Below are 15,468 nucleotides of genomic sequence, written 5' to 3'. Positions count from 1 at the left end.
GAGCGCCTTGAACACGCTCACTAGACAAAATGATGGCTATTCTAGCCCGTAGCGCTGCCAAGTGCACGCCAGCAAGGCTTACATGCTAAAGCTCGGGCGCTGAGCCAGTTGCTGATACCACGCGGCAATTGCCGGATATTGCTGCTGTATCGGCAGTGCTAAGCGGCTTTCGCTGAACAACACAAAAATCCATGCGCTGATATCTGCTACGGTAAACTTATCGGCAGCAACGTAGGTCGATTCACTCAACCGCTGCGCCAGCTTGGGCAGAAATTCGATGACACGTTGTTTACTCTCTTCACCCCACGCGGGCACACAGCGTTCGCGGTCTTGATAAACGCCAGAGATATTGCGGAATGCCTGAAAAGCAGTAATTAAACCGTCGCACTCGATGATGCGGTTCCACATCTCCACTTGGGCGCGCTCCAGCGCACCAACGCCAAATAGTGACTGTTCCGCAGCTGCTAATTCATCAAAATAGCGACAAATTGCCACGCTTTCGCAGATAAAGGTGCCGTCGTCCAGTTGCAGTGTTGGCACCTTGCCATTGAGGCTTTTGGCAGCAAAATCAGCACTGAGATTTTCGCCTGCACGTATGTCCACATGCACATGTTCTAGCTCAATCCCTATCTCTTTTAAAAAGATGTTCACGCGGCGACAATTTGGCGTGGCAGCCATTTCAAACAGTTTCATTGTGAAACACTCCAAGTCTAGTAAACAAGCTGATGAAAATGCCGTTGAGAGTAGCACTGTAGGGAGATATGTCCGTTAGCGTCAAGCGACTTTTGCAAATGCAAAATGGGGGGCAACACGTAAGATCGCTGCATTTAACAAGCCACGGCCATGCGTGCTGCACATAAACTGGAGCGTGATGACGCTGACTAGGCGTTAGATGATGTATGGGTGAGCATGATCCGCAAACCGCCGAGCGCTGGGCTGCGATCAAAGGCGATTTCCAACTGATATTGCTCGGCAATGTCCTTCACAATTGACAAGCCTAACCCATGGCCAGCCACTTCTTCATCTAAACGTTTCCCGCGGCGGGTGAGTTTATGCAGGTCGGCTTCGGCCACGCCGGGGCCGTCATCTTCTACGGTGAGCATCAATTGTTGTTGCTGGCGCCAAATACGCAGCAATACCTGTGATTCGGTCCACTTAAAGGCGTTGTCCAGCAGATTTCCCAGCAGCTCCATGCCATCTTCTCGGTGCATTGGTAGCCGAGTGATCTGCGGCGCAATATCGTATTTCACTTGGACTTGCTTGTAGTGGTACACCTTGCACAAGGTATTGCGTAAGGCATCAATATCGCGCGGCACCACCATTTGCGCCGCCGGTAGCATATCGCCTGTGGCGCGGGCGGTGGCAAGTTTGCGCTCAATCATATTGTGGATCTGCTGCAACTGCTGCTCTAACACTTGCGCCGTTTCTGGATCTTTTAAGCCAAGCACTTCCACTTGTTGGCGCATCACCGCTAGCGGTGTTTTCAGACCATGGCTCAAGTTGCCGAGATTATTGCGGCTGCGTTGTATCTGCACGCTGGTGTATTCCAACAGGCCGTTATAGGTCTCCGCCAGCGGTTTAATCTCTGCTGGCATCTGCTCAATATCGAGCGAACTGGCTTCCCCTTGGCGCAGCTTGGCGAGTGCTTGCTTGACTCCCGCAATCGGTTTAAACGAGCTGTGCAGGATAATAAAGATACCGACAATCATGGCGATCAGCATCGCGAGGTTGCCGAGCAGTTTTGAGCCATAAACTTCACGAAACACTTTGCGGCCGATACTGAGATCTTGCGCCACGGTCAGCGTGGCAACGCCGTTGTCATAAGGGATGCCGAGTGACAGTAATTGAATATCGTGCTTTTTCGGGCCCTTGGCTTGCCATACGCGGGTTTCACCAGCTTCAAGCTTGGCAACGTCTAAGTGTTGATCCCATAACGAGCGGGAGCGGAGTTCTAACTCGCCAGCATTCAACTGATAATAACGACCAGAGTAGGCCGGTTTATAAAAGCCTGATAGCTCTTGGGTCTGAATGCTAATCTCGCCATTATTGAGGTGGGTGACCAGCTCAACTTCGCTGATATCTTCATGCAGGCGGTCGATAATTGAATCATGAAACGCTTGGCGCAGCATTGATTCCATATAAATAAGGCTCACCAATGAGCTGATGAGTACCAGCGAGGTGAGCCAAATCGTCAGTTTGAGGCGAATCGACATCATGGCTTATTCAAGGCCATGAAAGATGTAGCCTTGTCCGCGACGGGTTTCGATGGCGCTTTTACCGAGTTTTTTGCGCAGATGAGTCACGTACACTTCAACCACGTTACTCTCTTTCTCATCATCAAACTGATACAGCTTGTCGCTCAATTGGTTCTTAGATAACAGTTTTTTGGGGGATAACAGGAAAATACGCAACAGGCGAAACTCCATTGCCGTCAGCTCAAAACGCTGTTCGCCAACTTCGACCGTTTGCTCTGATTCATCCAGCGTAATGCCACCAAAACTCAGCTGTTTGCTGGGCGATAATGCGCGGCCATTGCTGCGCGAAATTACCGCTTGCAAGCGGGCCAGCAGCTCTTGGGTATGAAACGGCTTGCCGAGATAATCGTCAGCGCCAGCATTAAAACCTTCAACTTTTTCATGCCATTGGCTGCGGGCGGTCAACATGATCACTGGCGTGGCAATCTCTTGCTGGCGCCAATGTTGTAACAGCTCAAGGCCATTACCATCAGGCAAGCCGATATCCAAAATGACACAGTCATAAGGGCTTTCTTTCAGTAAGTAATCGGCATCCATTGCACTGGCGGCAACATCGGTCACATAGCCAGCGGCCTTGAGTTGCTTGGTGAGTTCTTTAACCAACAACTCATTATCTTCAACGAGCAGTAGCTTCATCGGGTAAACAATCTCCTGGTAGTTTGTCTGGGCTGATTAGCGCAGCATTACTCGCGTCGACTAATAAGCTCTGCACTATGCCTTGACGAAACTTGATATACAAATCATAACGCCATTGTCCATCAGATTGATACAGATGAGCGTCTAAAAGCTCTGCATCACAGTGACGCAGTAACTCGGTGAGGGTTTGATCGAGTGAGCGAATTTCGCCAGAGGCCACCAAGGCTTTGGCAAGCTCATGATCGGGTTCGAGCGGATATGAGGGTTCGTGGGCGAGCGTCTGAAGTGGGGCCATTAGCAGGCATGTTAGCAGGCTAAAAATCGCAGCCCGATAATGTCGTGTCATGGTTGCTCCACTTACAAAAATGGCCAGAATTTTCATTCCGGCCATTCTATGGAGACAGCATTAACTCAAGCTGAAGTTGTTAGCGAGTGCCATAAACCACAATGGTTTTGCCGTGTGCTTGGATGAGGTTTTGCTCTTCCAGCATCTTTAAAATACGGCCAACAGTTTCGCGTGAACAACCAACGATCTGACCAATCTCTTGGCGAGTGATCTTGATCTGCATGCCATCTGGATGGGTCATTGCATCGGGTTGTTGCGCAAGGTGCAGCAGGGTTTGTGCGATACGGCCTGCTACGTCCAAAAACGCCAAGTTACCAACTTTCTGGCTAGTGTTTTGCAGACGGTGGGCCATCTGTGCTGCCAGTTTCATCAGAATTTCGGGGTTGACTTGAATGAGCTGTTTGAATTTCTTGTAAGAAATTTCAGCAATCTCACATGCCTGTTTTGCTCGTACCCAAGCAGTACGTTCAGCTTGTTCTTCAAACAAACCTAATTCGCCAATGAAATCACCCTGGTTCAAATATGACAGGATCATCTCTTTGCCTTCGTCGTCCTTGATCAGTACGGCGACAGAACCTTTTACGATGTAATACAAAGTATCGGAGTCTTCGCCAGCATGGATCAATGTACTCTTGGCTGGATATTTATGAATGTGACAGTGAGATAAAAACCATTCCAGCGTTGGATCTGGTTTTGGCTTACCAATCAGAGCCATGCCTGTGTTCCTCGATTGATTGAAGTAAAGTTAGACTATTCTAAAGTTCTCAGTGGAGTCAAATAGTAGACAAATATACTTATCTTTCGAAAACTTGCCTTCATTGACTTACTTCTGATACTGAATTGTCAGTTCATGCAACTATTCTGATACTTTAGTGATATATGTCAATAAATACCTATTTAAAACAGGGAGTAGGATTCGCGTCTTGCAGGGCAAGTCACATAGCACCGGTTTAACGCCAGCTTCTACCGCACATTTGCTCCGCTAAAATCCCCCATTATCACTGAAATTCCGCCGTGTCGCGCTCGACATTAACTGGCAAATCTGGCTAACTGATGGGCATTAATCCGTTAACGGAGATGCAGTTTTGAGATATTCAGCGTTAATCTGCGGCGCCATTAGCAGCCTGTTGCTGGCTTCCACTCAAGTGGCCGCGTTTAGTTTGCCGCAGCCGCAGCAAGAGGTGGTGGCGGGGCGTATTGCTCTGATTGAAGTTAACGCCGCCCAGGGCGATGCCTATTCAAAATACCTACTGGGGTTGATGTTTGTTTCTGGTCGTTATCAAACGCAGAATGTTGAGCAAGGGCTGCAATTACTGCAACAAGCCGCCAATGAAAACGTCCCTGACGCACAACGCGCGCTGGCCGATCTTAATTTTGAAGGCCGCACCGTGCCGCGTGATCTCGCCGCGGCTGAGCACTGGTATTTGAAGCTGGCGCAAAGCGGTGATCACTGGGCTAAATTCCGCCTAGGTTTTGTTTATGCTGCCGGTGGCAGCGGTGTATCGCGCGATTGTGGTAAAGCGGTGCAGTTTTTCTCTGACGCCGGTGACAAAGTTTCGATGGGCAATGTGGCGTGGATTTTAGCGACTTGTCCCGAGCCGCAATTCCGCGATGGTGAGCGGGCTGTGGCACTGGCAACTGAGCTGTTAAAGTCTAACGATGCCGATCCGACTTACCTTGATAACTTGGCCGCCGCTTATGCCGAAATGGGCGATTTTGCGTCGGCAGTCGCGACACAAAAGCGCGCGTTAGCACAGCTCGAAACTGCCACTAGCCAACAGTTGCAGGGCAAAGCAGATGAGTTTCGTCAGCGGTTAGATGATTACCGCAATCATAAGCCATATCGGGAAGTGTTACCGCTGGAATAACTGAGAAAGGGATGATGACATACTCAGTTAAACAGACAGATTGTGGTGGGGGAATCCGGTCAAGCTGAGTATGTCATCTATCAGTATTTCGCTGAAATCCTGATGCTGCTCAGCATACGGAGAACGACTTAACCCAACATTAATTAGGGTCTTGCTGCTGCGGTTTATTTTGTGCTTGTTGTTCAAGCGCTTCCATCGCCAAACAGGCTTGGCGTCGTTCCATCAATGCCCGGATCAGTGGAGTTAAAATCAGCTCCATCGCTAATGCCATTTTGCCGCCCGGCACCACTAGCGTGTTAATGCGCGACATAAACGAGCCTTGGATCATTCTGAGGTAATAAGGAAAGTCGACATTATCCATGCCACGAAAGCGGATCACCACAAAGCTTTCATCCAAACTCGGAATATCTTTCGCGCTGAATGGGTTTGAGGTATCGACAGTTGGCACCCGCTGGAAGTTGATATGGGTGCGCGAAAACTGTGGCGTGATGTGATTAATGTAATCATCCATCGAACGCACGATTGAACTCATCACTTTCTCTTTGGTGTGGCCGCGCTCAGAGGTGTCGCGGATGATTTTTTGAATCCACTCCAAGTTGACGATAGGTACCATGCCGATCAGCAAATCCACATGTTGCGCCACATTGTGTTCCGGCGTGACCACGCCACCATGCAGCCCTTCGTAATAGAGCATGTCGGTATTTTCTGGTAGCGGTTGCCACTGGGTAAACGTGCCCGGCATCTGGTTATAGGGCACGGCTTCATCAAACGTATGCAGGTACGCGCGGGTTTCGCCCACGCCACAATGACTGTAATCGGTAAAACACTTTTCTAGCCGGGCAAAGTCGTTAGCCTCGGCCCCAAAATAGCTAATGTTGCGGTTCTCCGCTTTGGCTTTGCGGATCATCACTTCCATTTCGGCACGGGTGTAATGATGAAAACTATCCCCTTCGACAAAGGCGGCGTTAATGCCTAGCTGTCTGAAGATATGGCTAAACGCTGTGGTGGTGGTGGTGGTGCCAGCGCCAGAGGAACCAGTAACAGCGATAATTGGATGTTTTACAGACATTGTTAATACCGTATGTTGTGAAACTGCAGCAGGGAGGAGATATTGCTTGATGGGCAATACAGCAAATCAGGCGCTATTAATTTATAAGGTACCGCACGGCTCAGGTCAATCATTCGCTCATGGGCGTACGGCGGTGGATCTCCTCGCGGCTACGAATGGCGATAGATTCATCTTCTTCGCTGTATTCCACTAACAGCTCTTTTTTCTTCAACATCATCATGCATTTAGCCGTTGCTTGTTGAATCGATTCATCCCCCAGTTCGACAAAGCTGCCATCTTCCACTTGTGAAAATAGGTACTCGCGGATCAGGTTGTCTAGGGTTTCCTTGGGTAAGGTTTGTAACGCTTCAAACGGCACTAACATTGCGGATACTCCTGCAAAAAATTGAGCACGCGGCTTTCTAAATAATAACGTGGCCGCCACGGTGTGCCACCGTTGATAAAACCTACATGGCCGCCGTGCGGCGCTAACTCATAACGTACCGCAGTGGGCAGTGTTGTCGGCTCGGGAATCACTGATGCGCTCATAAATGGGTCGTCGGCGGCATGCAAAATCAGCGTCGGCACGCTAATTTTTGCCAACAACGGCTTAGCGCTGGCACGTTGATAATAATCATCGGCACCGGCAAAGCCGTGCATCGGTGCAGTAATGCGGTCATCAAAGCGATAAAAGGTATTCAACGAGGCTAAGTCGGGCATGGTCAATGACGGATGACGTTGCTGTTTTAACTGCATTTTGCGTTGTAGTTGCCGCAGCAGATGCCGTTGATAAATGCGTGAAAAACCGTGTTCTAACTTGCGGGCGCAGCCAGCGAGTTCTAATGGCGCAGACACTACCGCTGCCGCTTGCAGTAAGCAGTTTTCGCCCTGTTCGGCGAGGTACTTCGCCAACATATTGCCGCCTAAGCTGTAGCCCACCGCCCACAAAGGTTGTTGCGGGGCCGCTTGTTTAATGCTGCTGAGGGTGGCGTGCAGATCGGCGGTATCACCGCTGTGATAACTGCGCGGTAAGCGGTTGTCTTCACCAGAACAACCGCGATGATGATGCACTACTGCGTTCAATCCTAAACGCTGGCATTGCTGCAACATGCGGCGCGCATAATGAGATTGGGAACTGCCTTCTAAACCATGTACCAGCACCAGCGTTGGCGCCGCGGCAATGTGAGGTGTTAGCCAATCGAGATCGATAAAGTCGCCGTCCGCCAGCTCTAACCGTTGCCGTTGTAGTTTTGGCAAACGGTGTTTTGTCATCACCGGTAAGATGGTTTGCACGTGGGGATTGCGCGCCCACCAAGGCGCACGGAACTGGCTGGCGGTCATAGTTTAGTCAACGTCGGTCTCTCGAATTATCGCGCTGTACTTTATCAGTAAAGCGCTGCGCCACATAATGGCTTATTCCAATTGGCTAGGGCTTATTGGCGATATTGAAGACAAATTGCTCGTCTCGTGGATCTTGGTAGCCGTCAAACTTGGTGACAGCCACACAATTTAACCAATAGCCCAATTGTCCGGTGAGTTGATGCTTAAGGGGGGTGATCTCTACCTGATAATCGCCGCGTGCTAACGTGAAGCGACCCGCCTTATTCAGCGTTTCACCGGTCCATGTTTGGTAGTCCATCACGTCGATATCAGCACTAAAATTGGCGGCTTTCCAGCGATTCATCATGCCGGAGGTAACCGCCCACAGGCCGCCATCATCGGCGACACTGAGATTAAACGCGGCGAATGTTGCTAAACGTTGCCACTGTTCCTCTGGTGGTTGTTGGCAGAAGATACGATAACGTTGGGCGTTGATTTCTGTCATCGGCAACCAAGCACCAGCCGCAAGGCTGTCGAGGTAGAGTGAATGGTTATCACTGAAGAGATCCAACAGCTTCTGTTTACGGATGCGTTTTGTTTTGAGGAAGTTGGCTAACGCGGCGGGGTTGAAGAATGCAATGCCGTAATCGGCGAGGGTAAGCTCAAATTGCTGCAAAAGAATCTCCTGTTCTTTTAAAACGAAAAAGCCGCGATTTAGGCGGCTTTTGATGGGGCGGTGGCAACTTACGCTTGTAACTGCGGAAATTGCTGCTGATCGATGTTAAATAGCGACAGGTAATCGCTCAAGTTGCTGTTATCTTGCGAAATCTCCGGTGCGATGACTTCGAGTTGGTGCGAGACAAACAGCTGACCTTTGCGCTCTAGCAATAGCTCGACATCGAGCATTTGCTGATATTCGGTAGCGGCCACATTACTTTTGGCTAGCTTACGCAAGCGGCGAAACGGCGTCAGTACCCGAGATTGCCAACCATCAACCTGTTGATGCAGTTCTTGCCACGTATCATGTGGCAAACCAATTTGCTTTTTGTCGAGCACAAAGGCTAATAACAGCAGATTGGCGATCAACCCATATTGATCTTGCAGTTGCAGGCAAACCTGCTCCAGTGTTGGGTATAAAGACTCACATTCTTCCCATAGGGCGGGATTAAATACAGACACTTGTGTCACCTCGTATAATTCCTTCTATCGTGGGACTGTTGAACTTTAGTCTTATGAAATATCTGCTTGTTGCTCAATATTGTCAATCTGCTCTTGCAAGTCTAGCCATTGCAACTCGCTCTCTTCCAACTGCTGTTGTAGCGTGGTGCGTTCGTTGAGGATCTCGGTCAACGTCGCTTTATTTTGCGCTTCGTACAAGCTGGTATCTGCCAGTTTCTCTTCTAACTCGGCCAAGCGGTCAGTGAATTTTTGCTGCTGGGTTTCAAACTTAGCTTGTTGTTTTTTCAGCGGTGATAATTTTTGGCGCAGCTCGGCTTCCAAGCGCTTTTGCTGCTTTTTATCTTGCTGTGGTTTGCTGTCGTCGCTACTGACGGGCGTCGCTTTGGCCGCCTTGGCGGCATCGAGTAACCACTGATGATAGTCATCCAAATCACCGTTAAAGCTCTCTACATCGCCGTTGTCTACTAAGTAGTAATCGTCACAGGTTAACCGCAGCAGATGACGATCGTGCGACACAATCACCATCGCGCCTTCAAACCCTTGCAGCGCTACCGTCAGCGCATGGCGCATATCTAGGTCTAAGTGGTTGGTGGGTTCGTCAAGCAGCAGCAGGTTAGGGCGTTGCCACACCAACAGTGCCAATACCAAACGGGCCTTTTCACCGCCAGAAAACGGTCGCACTGGCGCTAATGCCATATCGCCGTGGAAGCCAAAACCGCCAAGGAAGTCACGCAGCTCTTGCTCGCGGGTATCTGGCGCTAAGCGTTGTAGGTGCATCAGCGGCGTGTCATCTAAGCGCAGATATTCGATTTGGTGCTGGGCAAAGTAACCGATTTTCAGGCCGGGATTAGGCTCATATTTGCCGCGCTGTGCTTGTAGCTCTCCGGCCAGCAGTTTGATCAGCGTGGATTTACCGGCGCCGTTACGGCCGAGCAGGCCAATGCGCGCGCCGGGCACTAAGTTCAAATGCACCGAGTTGAGAATAGTGACATCGCCATAACCGACGGCAACTTTCTCCATCGCCACCAACGGATTAGGCAGCGCGTGTGGCTCTAAAAACTCCATGTGGAATTCGCTATCGGCCTTGGCCGGCATCAACTCAGCCATCTTTTCCAACGCTTTTAGGCGGCTTTGTGCTTGGCGCGCTTTACTCGCCTTGTAGCGGAAACGATCGACAAACGATTGCATATGGGCGCGTTCACGTTGCTGGCGTTCAAAGGCGATCTGTTGCTGTTCCATGCGTTCGGCACGAATGCGCTCAAAGGCGCTGTAGTTGCCTTTGTAGTAGTTCAGTTGCTGGTTTTCTACGTGGATGATTTCACCCACTACGCCGTCGATAAAATCGCGGTCGTGGCTGATGAGTACCAGCGTGCCTTGATAGCTTTTGAGCCAGCTTTCCAGCCAGAACATGGTATCTAAGTCTAAGTGGTTGGTGGGTTCGTCTAGCAGCAGTAAGTCTGAGCGACACAACAGCGCCTGCGCCAAGTTCAAGCGCATGCGCCAACCACCGGAAAAACTTCTCACCGGGTTGTTTTGTTTCTCTTCGCTAAAGCCAAGCCCGGCCAACAACATGCCCGCGCGGGCACGAATGCTATAGCCACCCACGGCATCCAGCTTACCGTGCAGATCGGCAATTTTATGGCCGTCGTTGTCGGCTTCGGCTTGTGCCAACTGTTGTTCAAGTTGACGGAACTCTCGGTCGCCATCCAGCACATATTCTAAGGCAGACACATCCAGCGCCGGTGTTTCCTGCGCTACCGTGGCAATCTGCCATTGGCTTGGCACTTGGATTTCGCCCATATCCAGCTGCAACTTGCCCATGATCAACGCCAGTAGCGATGATTTACCGGTACCATTGGCGCCGACCAGACCGACTTTGTGGCCGGGGTACAGTGTCATGGAGGCGTCATTGAGCAGTGTTTTACTGCCACGGATCAGTTGTGCTTGGGAAATGGTGATCATCTACGGCGTCAAATTCATGGTCTGGAAAATTGAGCGCCGATCATAGCCTAGACGCCGCTAGCAGTGCTACCGTTGCGCGCAAGGAAAAACTGCCGTGGCCGCGATGAATGTGGCAAAATGTGCCCATTCGAATGTTAACGCCCATGATAAACATGACCAGAAAACGATTTGTTGCCGGAGCGAAATGCCCCAAGTGTCACGCGCAAGACAGCATAGTGTTGTTTAAAGAAAACGGTATTGAGACCGTGGAATGTGTCGAGTGTGACTACCGCGAACAACAAACAGAAGCCAAAGTCAGCCAAAAAGCCAAAAGCGAAGTGATCGGCTTGTTTAAGCCCGATTAACCCGCGCTGTTCATCTCGTTAAATTTCAGCATCAAAAGCGAGCTGCCAGTGCAGTTTTCCGGTGATTGCGTTGCTAACGTTTAGGGTTTTAAGTACTTTAGGAAGCTTGCGTTTATGGGCGGCTTCAGACCGTTTGCGAAAGATGACACCGTAAAAACAAAAAGGAACGTCATCTTTTTGAACAATAAGGATAATTATGCCAAGCCTTATCAGAATTATACTGATTGATACTCACTTGCCCGGCGTGGTGGAACTGCGCCTTGATGGCCATACCAACATTTGTGGTACCAACGCCTCCGGTAAAACCACTTTGCAGCGTTTGGTGCCAGTATTTTACGGCGAATACCCCAGCCGCGTAGTGCCATCAACCCGTGACAGCTTCGAGCGTTGGTATCTGCCACACGAAGCCAGCTACATCATCTACGAATACCAAAAAGCCGACGGCCACTACTATCAAGCGATTATGGCCTCCGCTGGTGACGGCAAAGGGGTGAACTACCGCTTTGCTGCTAAAGCGTTTGAGCTAGAGGATTACGTTAAAAGCCGCAACGGCGACACCATTTTGTGTCACACCATGGCTGAACTGCGTAGCGTATTTGGCAAGCTCAACGTGCCGTACACTAACTTGCTCAACACTCGCGAATATCGCGCCATCATTCAGAACGATCGCAGCCTGTTAAGCACTGGCAGCAACCGCACTGAACTGCGCAACTACGCTCGTACGTTCTCGCTGTGCGATGCCGAACATTCGCTGCGCCACATTGAAAAACTGGCTAAAGCGGTGCACTCGAAAGAGGGCAAAATGGAGACGATCAAATCGATGATCGCCGCTATTTTGGAAGAAGACGGCGTTAATCCGCCGACCTCCAGCATCAACCCGCAACGTGTAGAAGCGTGGATCCGCGAAAGCCAGTTGATTGCCGGTTTCGATAAGATCCGTCCAGAATATGAAAAGCTGGAGCAAGAGTTCAACGAGCTACAAGCGGCAGAGCTGCGCTTAGCCAGCCTTGCTGGTGGTTTCCGCAGTGATGAAGTGCTGCAAACCGAGCGCGCCGAAAAAGAACAAACCCGCGCGCAAGAGCTGAACCTGCAACTGAAAATGCTCGACGAGCAGTGGAAAGAACAGCGCGACGAGCTGAGCTTAGACTTATCCGCCGCCAAAGGCGATGCCAGCAATCTTGAGCAAGAGCTCGACAACATCGAGAACCAGCAAGCCGCCTATCTGGATGCTGACATTGAGCAAGCCAAAGCCGATTTGGAGCAACTGCCGCACTGGCGGGTTGACCTCGAAAACCTCGGCGAACGCCACAAGCTGCTGACCGAAAAACACCAAGACGTCGAAGCGGCCTACAATGCGCGCCGTAGCAAAATTGGTGAACAACTTAACCGCGAGCTGGAAAAACTGCACAGCGAGCAGGACGATCAACGCGCCGCGCTCGACAAGCAAAAGCAACTGGCGAGCGATGATTTAGCCGAGGTGGATCGCTACTGGCGCGAACAGATGGATGCTGGCAAACAGCGCCATCAACAGCAGCAATATGATCTCAAGCTGCAAGCCGCCGAGCTGAAACTCAAAGTCGACAGCGTGACTTACACCGAAGACGAGAAAATGTCGCTGGCGGTGTTTGATGAGCGTATCGACCGCGCCGATGCCGAGCAAGAAGCCGCCAACCATAAAGTGGAACGTTTGAGCAGCGACGAGCGCAAGCTCAAAGCCGCCCGCGAACAAGCCACCGAAACGCTGCGTCTGGCGTCGTTGCGCGTTAACGATCGCCAAAGCGAGCTGGAAGAGATCAAACAGATGCTGTTCCCGCAGTCGCACACGCTGCTGGAGTTTTTGCGCCGTGAGCAACCGGGTTGGGAGCAAGCGCTGGGCAAAGTGATTAACCCAGAACTGCTGTATCGCACGGATTTGCATCCGGTAGCGGGCGACATGACCGAATCGCTGTTTGGCGTGCAGTTGGATCTGAAAGCGATCGACTTACCCGCTTATGCCGCCAGTGAAACTGAGCTGCGCATTCGTCTCGCCAGTGCCGAAGAAGCACTGAGCAGCGCTGAAGAATCTAAGCAGCAAGCGGAAGAGCAACTGGTGCAAGCTAACGCTGCGCTAGAACAGCTCAACCGCGAGCTGACCTTTGCCCGTACCAGCTATAAAAACCTGCGTGACGATGTGCGCCGCCTGTTTGAAGAGCGCCGCAACACCCAAGCGGAAATCAACAAAGCACTGGCGGAGCGTAAAGCGCAAGCTGGTAAACGCCTGACCCAAATTGACCATGAGCTGAAGCAACTGCACAACCAACACTTAGATTGGTTAGAGCAGCAAAAAGAGCTAGCGCTCGAAGCGCGCATGGAAAAGCAGGTGTATTGGCAGGATGTTACCGGTGCCATCGAGCAACAGCTACAACAACTGCGCGACAGCATTAACCAACGCCGCGAACGTGCCAAAGAGGAGCAGAAAGCCTGCGAAACTTGGTATCGCAACGAGCTGAAATCGCGCGGCATTAACGAAGACGAAATCGTCGCACTCAAACGCCAAATGCGCGACCTTGATGCGCAGATCGCCAAAGCCGAGCAGCGCCGCAGCGAAGTGTTACGCTACGAAGATTGGTATCAACATGTGTGGTTGGCACGTAAGCCGAGCTTAGTGACTGGCCTTGCCAAAGCCAAACAAGCGGTGTCGGATCTGGACGCACAGTTGAAGCAGCGTGCTAACGAAGTGAAACAGCGTCGCCAAGAGCTGGAAACTGCCCGTCGTCAATCGGATGCGGCGCAGGTGGAAGCTTCTGAATACCTCACCAAACTGCGCAGCTTGCTGCGTAAACTGGCGGACTTGAAACTGCCGCGCACCAGCGAAGAAACCCCAGGCAGCTTGGCGGAACGCCTGCGCCAAGGCGAAGATTTGCTGCTGAAACGCGAACATATGCTCACCGAAGTGAAGCAATATGTGGATCACTTTGACCAAGTGATCGCCAGCAAATCTGGCTCGAGCTTGTCAGAAACCTGGGAGCGCTCGCGTGAAGGCGCAGCTTACCTGACCGACAAAGGTATTCGCCTGCTCAACTACCATAAACTGGTGCCAGAGCTGGGCCTGCTGCTGAACGAGATGGTGCCGCAAGTGGTCACTGGTCTGCGTGAACAGGGGCGTAACTTTGGTTTGAACCTCAATGCGTTTTACGACGTGCTGGCGGATATTGACCGTCGTATTGCCTCGCAAAGTGCACGTATTACCCGCGAAGTAGGCGAAGAGCTGTTCCTCGATGGCGTTTCAGATTCTGCGGTGCGCATCCGTTCACGCATTAGCGAATTGGAGTTCTGGCCGGAGCTGGAAACCTTTGTGAAAGCGTTCCGCGCGTGGAAAGCCGATGGCTTTAGCACCCTGCCAGATGAGCATTACACCGACAGCATGCGCCGCGCGCTGGATATTATCGGCCGCTCCGCGCTGACCGGCGGCATCGCCAAACTGCTGGAGATTGAACTGCGCTTGAAAGAGGGCAACTCTGACTTGGTGATCCGCACCGATCGCCAGTTAAACGAATCGTCCAGTCACGGTATGGCTTACCTGATTTTGTGTAAGTTTCTGCTGGCGTTTACCCGCTTGCTGCGTGGCAAAGCCAACGTCACCATTCATTGGCCGATCGACGAACTGGGCACGCTGCACCACAGCAACGTGAAGAAGATTTTCGATGCCTGTGAGAACAACGACATCAACGTACTGGGCGCGTTCCCGAACCCTGAATCTGAAGTGCTCGGCCTGTTTGCTAACCGCTACATCATCAATAAACAGACGCGCAAGCTGCAAACGGTGAAGCCGAAAATTGACCCGATTGCCGAACTGCTGAAACAACGTCAAGCCGCTGAAGGAGTTGCACAATGAGTGAAATAATTGCTACCGGTGAGCTGATTGAACGTCTGTTGCGCGGCGAGTTTATCTGCCGGACCACCTTTGAAGATGGCTGGCGTGCGCTGAAAAGCCCGGCCACGTTAGACAAAGTAGAAAACTACTTAAACCAGATTAATCGTACCGTGGCGCAAGCGGCGGAAGGCGAAGTGTTCTTCGCGGGTTACGTCAATCTGGGTGACAACGAGCGTAAAGTGATTTCGGCGCAGTTCCGCGAGATCTGCCAATCGCTGATCCCGCTGGTGGAATGGTTGGTGTTGGTGCAAGAAGCTAGCGGCCAAGATGCGCCGTTATCGCAAGGCGCACCAGTGCGGTTAACTGAACTGCAAACCCGTATTGAAGACACGCCAGCGTTTCGTGAGCAACTGGCGAAACTGAGCCAATACCGTTTGTTTGGCTCTAGCGCCAGCAGCGTTGATGGGCAGATCAAACTGGTGTTTAAGCGCTTGGTCGATCTGGGTTATCTGGTTAAACCCAACCCTGAAAAGCAGATTTTTATCGCCACCGGCAAGCTGGATTATCTCTACGAAGTGATCCGCTTTATCGACGAAACCGAAAGCCTGAGTTTGGAAGCACAAGCAGAAACCGCCACCCAACGGGAGCTGATCTGAT

General features: G+C 51.3%; 15 protein-coding genes. 4 read left to right on the top strand and 11 right to left on the bottom strand.

Annotation, left to right across the window (positions count from 1 at the left end; translation table 11 throughout):
• Positions 1 to 78: 78 nt before the first annotated feature.
• From L9G74_RS05575 to crp, 5 genes are all read right to left on the bottom strand, one after another.
• Entirely contained in the window at positions 79 to 693 is a 615-nt protein-coding gene (locus tag L9G74_RS05575; protein WP_238895314.1) for a glutathione S-transferase family protein, read from the bottom strand.
• 188 nt (positions 694 to 881) lie between these two features.
• The gene (locus L9G74_RS05570; protein ID WP_238895313.1) at positions 882 to 2,216 is read right to left on the bottom strand and encodes an ATP-binding protein; all 1,335 of its coding nucleotides are present in this window, start codon (positions 2,214 to 2,216) and stop codon (positions 882 to 884) included.
• 3 nt (positions 2,217 to 2,219) lie between these two features.
• Complete coding sequence (locus L9G74_RS05565) at positions 2,220 to 2,891, bottom strand: response regulator transcription factor (protein ID WP_238895312.1); 672 nt, start codon at positions 2,889 to 2,891, stop codon at positions 2,220 to 2,222.
• The gene (locus tag L9G74_RS05560) at positions 2,872 to 3,186 is read right to left on the bottom strand and encodes a PepSY domain-containing protein (protein ID WP_238895311.1); all 315 of its coding nucleotides are present in this window, start codon (positions 3,184 to 3,186) and stop codon (positions 2,872 to 2,874) included. Before L9G74_RS05560 ends, L9G74_RS05565 begins: the two co-directional genes overlap by 20 nt.
• 130 nt (positions 3,187 to 3,316) lie before the next feature.
• Positions 3,317 to 3,952: a cAMP-activated global transcriptional regulator CRP gene (crp, locus tag L9G74_RS05555; protein ID WP_037442706.1), complete on the bottom strand. Its 636-nt coding sequence runs from the start codon at positions 3,950 to 3,952 to the stop codon at positions 3,317 to 3,319.
• 370 nt (positions 3,953 to 4,322) lie between these two features.
• On the opposite strand from crp, the gene L9G74_RS05550 reads away from it, so the two are divergent.
• Positions 4,323 to 5,105: a tetratricopeptide repeat protein gene (locus L9G74_RS05550; protein ID WP_238895310.1), complete on the top strand. Its 783-nt coding sequence runs from the start codon at positions 4,323 to 4,325 to the stop codon at positions 5,103 to 5,105.
• Between the two features lie 139 nt (positions 5,106 to 5,244).
• Here the strand turns inward: L9G74_RS05550 and L9G74_RS05545 are convergent, their stop codons facing one another.
• The 6 genes from L9G74_RS05545 to L9G74_RS05520 all read right to left on the bottom strand — a co-directional run bounded on the left by L9G74_RS05545 (position 5,245) and on the right by L9G74_RS05520 (position 10,614).
• Positions 5,245 to 6,174, bottom strand: coding sequence for a phosphoribulokinase (locus L9G74_RS05545; protein ID WP_238895309.1), 930 nt, complete (start codon positions 6,172 to 6,174; stop codon positions 5,245 to 5,247).
• A gap of 109 nt (positions 6,175 to 6,283) precedes the next feature.
• Entirely contained in the window at positions 6,284 to 6,538 is a 255-nt protein-coding gene (locus tag L9G74_RS05540) for a YheU family protein (protein ID WP_238895308.1), read from the bottom strand.
• The gene (locus L9G74_RS05535) at positions 6,532 to 7,494 is read right to left on the bottom strand and encodes a hydrolase (RefSeq protein WP_238895307.1); all 963 of its coding nucleotides are present in this window, start codon (positions 7,492 to 7,494) and stop codon (positions 6,532 to 6,534) included. Before L9G74_RS05535 ends, L9G74_RS05540 begins: the two co-directional genes overlap by 7 nt.
• An 85-nt stretch (positions 7,495 to 7,579) precedes the next feature.
• Positions 7,580 to 8,149 carry a hypothetical protein gene (locus L9G74_RS05530; protein ID WP_238895306.1) on the bottom strand — a complete coding sequence of 190 codons (570 nt, stop codon included), beginning with the start codon at positions 8,147 to 8,149 and terminating at the stop codon, positions 7,580 to 7,582.
• A 68-nt stretch (positions 8,150 to 8,217) separates the two neighbouring features.
• Complete coding sequence (locus L9G74_RS05525) at positions 8,218 to 8,661, bottom strand: DUF2390 domain-containing protein (RefSeq protein ID WP_238895305.1); 444 nt, start codon at positions 8,659 to 8,661, stop codon at positions 8,218 to 8,220.
• A gap of 42 nt (positions 8,662 to 8,703) precedes the next feature.
• On the bottom strand, positions 8,704 to 10,614 hold the full coding sequence (locus L9G74_RS05520) for an ABC transporter ATP-binding protein (protein WP_238895304.1): 1,911 nt from the start codon (positions 10,612 to 10,614) through the stop codon (positions 8,704 to 8,706).
• A 143-nt stretch (positions 10,615 to 10,757) separates the two neighbouring features.
• On the opposite strand from L9G74_RS05520, the gene L9G74_RS05515 reads away from it, so the two are divergent.
• From L9G74_RS05515 to L9G74_RS05505, 3 genes are all read left to right on the top strand, one after another.
• Complete coding sequence (locus L9G74_RS05515) at positions 10,758 to 10,958, top strand: YheV family putative zinc ribbon protein (RefSeq protein WP_438944549.1); 201 nt, start codon at positions 10,758 to 10,760, stop codon at positions 10,956 to 10,958.
• Between the two features lie 196 nt (positions 10,959 to 11,154).
• Positions 11,155 to 14,832 carry an ATP-binding protein gene (locus L9G74_RS05510; RefSeq protein ID WP_238895302.1) on the top strand — a complete coding sequence of 1,226 codons (3,678 nt, stop codon included), beginning with the start codon at positions 11,155 to 11,157 and terminating at the stop codon, positions 14,830 to 14,832.
• Positions 14,829 to 15,467, top strand: a complete 639-nt coding sequence (locus L9G74_RS05505) for a hypothetical protein (RefSeq protein WP_238895301.1) — start codon at positions 14,829 to 14,831, stop codon at positions 15,465 to 15,467. Before L9G74_RS05510 ends, L9G74_RS05505 begins: the two co-directional genes overlap by 4 nt.
• Position 15,468 lies beyond the last annotated feature (1 nt).

The sequence above is a fragment of the Shewanella electrica genome, from assembly GCF_022321485.1.
GTDB lineage: Bacteria > Pseudomonadota > Gammaproteobacteria > Enterobacterales > Shewanellaceae > Shewanella > Shewanella electrica.
Note: the sequence above shows the minus strand (reverse complement) of the source record. Positions and strands in the feature narration are given on the sequence as shown.